Source organism: Promineifilum sp. (SeqCode) (assembly GCF_041918635.1).
Lineage (GTDB): Bacteria > Chloroflexota > Anaerolineae > Promineifilales > Promineifilaceae > Promineifilum.
Genome location: NZ_JAYRVJ010000779.1, coordinates 1 through 3891, shown reverse-complemented (window position 1 = coordinate 3891; position 3891 = coordinate 1). Strand labels below are relative to the sequence as shown.

Sequence of the window (3891 nt, the reverse complement as noted above, 5' to 3'; positions counted from 1 at the left end):
GGCTAACGTCGCGTCAATCGCCTGCCGCTGCTGCGCCGTCAGCGCAATTCCCCCGTGCTCCCCTGCTCCCCCGCTCCCCTGCCTGTCGCTCCTCATTCCCCTCAGCCGGCTCGTCCGATGCTCCACCAACCGCCTCACCTGTCGCGTCAGCCCCGTCTCGGAGAAGTAGAGCGCGGGTAGGTAGACGGCCTGCTCCTCCTTGACCGTCTTCGTCCCGTTGCGCTCCTCGACCGTCTCGTAGGTCAGCGTCTCGCGCCGGACGAAATCGCTATGCTCCAGCGCCTGCAGCACGGTGGACACGCGCTCCTGCGGCACTTGCAGGATGTCGGCCGCCGCCGGCTCCAGTTCGCCCTGCGGGGCGTAGACGTGGCCGTCGTCGGCCATGCGGTTGAGCGTGTAGGCGATGCCCGCCTCGATGCGCTGTGGGTCGTCGGCGGCCAGGCCGAGCGCCTGGGCGATCTTGTCGGCCGTCTTGAAGCCGATGCCGTGCACGTCCTGCACCAGCCGGTAAGGGGTGGCCTGGACGACCGCCAGCGATTGATCGCCGTACTGCTTGTAGATTTTCACCGCCAGGTGGGTGGCGACGCCGTGGCTGTGCAGGAAGACCATCACGTCCTTGATGGCCCGCTGTTGCTGCCACGACTTGATGATGCTGTCCACGCGCTTTTCGCCGATGCCCAGCACCTCGTGCAGCCGTTCCGGCCGCTCGTCGATCACGTCCAGCGTCTCCGCGCCGAAGCGATTGACGATGCGCTCGGCCATCACCTTGCCCACGCCGCGCACCATGCCCGAGCCGAGATAGCGCTTGATGCCCTCAGCCGTGGCCGGGACGGACTGCTCGCACACCTCCACCTGGAATTGCCGGCCGTGTTTGGGGTGGTTGAGCCATTGTCCGCTCAGTCGCAGCCACTCGCCGGGGTTGAGTTCGGGCAGGTTGCCAACGACCGTCGCTAGCGGCTCACCGTGGGCGTAGGGCAGCATGCCCCGGCTGTCCGGCCGTAACCGCAGGACGGTATAGCCGTTCTCGTCGTTATAGTAGGTGATGCGTTCCACCGAGCCGGTGAGCTGTTGCGAGCCTTCCATCGCCGGCGGATTCTATCCCATTTCGCCAATCACTTCGATACGCGGTAAAACTCCTCTCAGACTGACGCATCCGGAACATTGCACTCAACAGGAGACAAACCCATGGCGCTTCCCCTCGCTCTTCCCTGGCAACGTATGTGGCTGATCGGCCTGCTCATCCTCTGGGCGGCCCTGCTCTTCGGCGGCTTCCTCTTCGGCCCGGCCGAGGCGTCGCGCCGCATGCCGACGTGGACGCGCATGGCCTCATCGGCCACCCTGGTTGTGGCCGCGTTCAGCTGGTACTTCTTCAGCCGCGGCACGCCGGCCGCCGGCTATGCGCTGCTGGTGGCGGCCGGGATGACCTTCGGCCTCCTGGGCGATTTGTTCCTGGCCGGGCAGTTGCCCGGCGGCCGGAACGTCCTGGCCGGCATCGCTTCCTTCGGCGTCGGCCACGTCTTCTACATCGCCGCCCTGCTGCGCTTCGCCGCGGCGTCCGGCCTGGTCGCGCCGGGGGCGCGGTGGGGGGCGCTGGCTGTGGCTCTACTCATTGGCCTGGTGGGCTGGTATCTGGTCGTCTATCGCGGCGCGCTGGCCGGCGGCGGGGAGCCGGGCGTCGTGCACTGGATCGCCCTGCCCTACGCCCTGCTGCTGGCGACGACGGCCGGGCTGGCCGCGGGGCTGGCGCTGCAAGATGGCCGCTTTGTCCCCCTGGCCCTCGGCGCGGCGCTGTTCCTGCTCAGCGATCTCATCCTGGCCGGCGACATGTTCAGCGGCTTAACCTTCCCACTCATCGGCGACGTCATCTGGCTCACCTATGGGCCGGCGCAGATGCTTATCGTCTACTCCGTCGGCGCGGTTTTGGCTTATGTGACAGGATAAGAATGGGACGCTGATTGGGCGCTGATTTTCGCTGATAAGATCGGCGGAATCAGCGGTGAAATCTGCGCCATCGGCGTGCTATAATGACGGCCAGCCCACAAGATACAGGAGAGACCCATGAACGACACCCAGGAGCCTTTGATTCCCCCCGACCCTGAGATGGTGGACGCGGCCATGACCGCCGCCTACGTTTCCAACCAACTGACGCGCGGCGAGGACGCGCTCTACATCGCCCGGCGGCGGGCGCATCACGGCGAGCTGGAGTCGGCCGCGGGCGTGAACGACATCATGCAGGGGGCCGACATGCTGTCCGCCTCGGAGGATGTGGCTGACATGAGCGCCGTCGTCGCTTCGCTGAACGAGGAAGACCTGGAGGACGCCATGGAGATCGGCGCCATCTCCGGCGAACTGGCTGTGCTCAGCGACGTGATGGCGACGTTGGAGATGGAGACGGTGTCGGAGTTCCTGCTCGACCGCAGCCAGCGCCTGCGCGAGCTGTCGGTGGAGAACATCCTGCGCTATGGCGCGCTGCGGGCGCTGAGCCACACCCTGAACGAGGCCGGCGACCGCGTGGCCGCGCTAGGGGAGCAGGAAGTGGCCGAAGGTCAGGCGCGGCTGGGGCTGGCCGAGGCGGCCACGGCCAACAGCGAGGCGATGGCCCTGGCCGGCGAGGAGATGATCGCCGAGGGCCTGGCCAAACTGGCCGCCGCCCAGGGCGCGCTCGACGCCGGCGAAGAACTCGATGTTTAGCGCCATGAGTAAGACCTGACAGGTTTCAGAAAACCTGTCAGGTCTACTGCCAAAGAAGCGGACTATAGTCCACCTCTAACCATTTTCCTCTTGACATCCCTCGCCTGCTTGCTATACTTCCACACATCGGAAGAATTTTGTCACCTTTTTGATAAAAATTGAGCAGGTTAGTTCTTATGTGGCAACATTGCAGGTGTCTTAAGCGGGGGTAACCGACCACCGCTTACCTGAGATCAGGCCGTTGGCTGTGATGGCACAGCTCCAACAAGGCGGTGGCGGCGACCCTCGCGCGTAACGACCCGTTACACGCGCTCCCCAGGGAGGCTGCGACCGTTTTTTCGTGCCTATCCGCCGCGGATGGGCCAACGCCCACGGGCGACGACCTGAGACAAGGACACCTGATACGATGCTTGCGACAAAAGAATACCTTTCATCTGCCATACACTCCGACGCTCCTGCCCACCTGGAAGACCTGATCGGCAATACGCCCCTTCTGCGGCTGGATCGCACCGCGATCGCCGCCGGCCTCTCGCCGCGCGTCAGCCTGTTGGCGAAGGCGGAGTGGTACAACCCCGGCGGCTCGGTCAAGGATCGCGCCGCGCTGAACATCATCCGCACCGCCGAGTGGCAGGGCGTGCTGCGGCCGGGTATGACCCTGCTCGACGCCACGTCGGGCAACACCGGCATCGCCTACGCCATGCTGGGCGCGGCGCGCGGCTATCGCGTCCGGCTGACCGTGCCGGAGAACGTCAGCCCGGAGCGGCTGTCCATCCTGCGCGCCTATGGGGCCGAACTCATCCTGACCGACCCGCTGGAAGGGAGCGATGGGGCCATTATGGAGGCGCGTCGCCTCGCCGCCAACGACCCGACTGTCTATTACGCCGACCAGTACAACAACCCGGCCAACTGGCAGGCCCACTACCTGACCACGGCCGAGGAGATTTGGCGTCAGACCGATGGAGAGATCACCCATTTCGTGGCCGGTCTGGGAACCAGCGGCACGTTCACCGGCGTGACGCGCCGGCTGCGCGAGCTGAATCCCGGCGTCATCTGCGTTTCCGCCCAGCCGGACAGCCCGTTCAACGGCCTGGAGGGCTGGAAGCACATGGCGACGGCCATCGTGCCGGGCATCTACGACGAGGGCCTGGCCGACGAGGAGCGAACCGTCCGCACCGAGGACGCCCACGCCATGGCCCGCTT

At 65.9% G+C, this 3891-nt stretch carries 4 protein-coding genes; 3 read left to right on the top strand and 1 reads right to left on the bottom strand.

Going from position 1 to position 3891, the window contains the following annotated elements; all coding sequences use genetic code 11:
• The coding region (locus ACE3UY_RS22365) for a helix-hairpin-helix domain-containing protein (RefSeq protein ID WP_374689683.1) at nucleotides 1-1083 on the bottom strand (1083 nt) is incomplete at its 3' end.
• A gap of 102 nt (nucleotides 1084-1185) precedes the next feature.
• On the opposite strand from ACE3UY_RS22365, the gene ACE3UY_RS22360 reads away from it, so the two are divergent.
• From ACE3UY_RS22360 to ACE3UY_RS22350, 3 genes are all read left to right on the top strand, one after another.
• A complete protein-coding gene (locus ACE3UY_RS22360) occupies nucleotides 1186-1941 on the top strand; it encodes a lysoplasmalogenase family protein (protein WP_374689682.1) in 756 nt (251 codons plus the stop codon).
• A 117-nt stretch (nucleotides 1942-2058) separates the two neighbouring features.
• Complete coding sequence (locus ACE3UY_RS22355; protein ID WP_374689681.1) at nucleotides 2059-2691, top strand: hypothetical protein; 633 nt, start codon at nucleotides 2059-2061, stop codon at nucleotides 2689-2691.
• Between the two features lie 406 nt (nucleotides 2692-3097).
• Nucleotides 3098-3891, top strand: a 794-nt coding sequence (locus ACE3UY_RS22350) for a PLP-dependent cysteine synthase family protein (RefSeq protein WP_374689680.1), incomplete at its 3' end; no start/stop codon positions are given.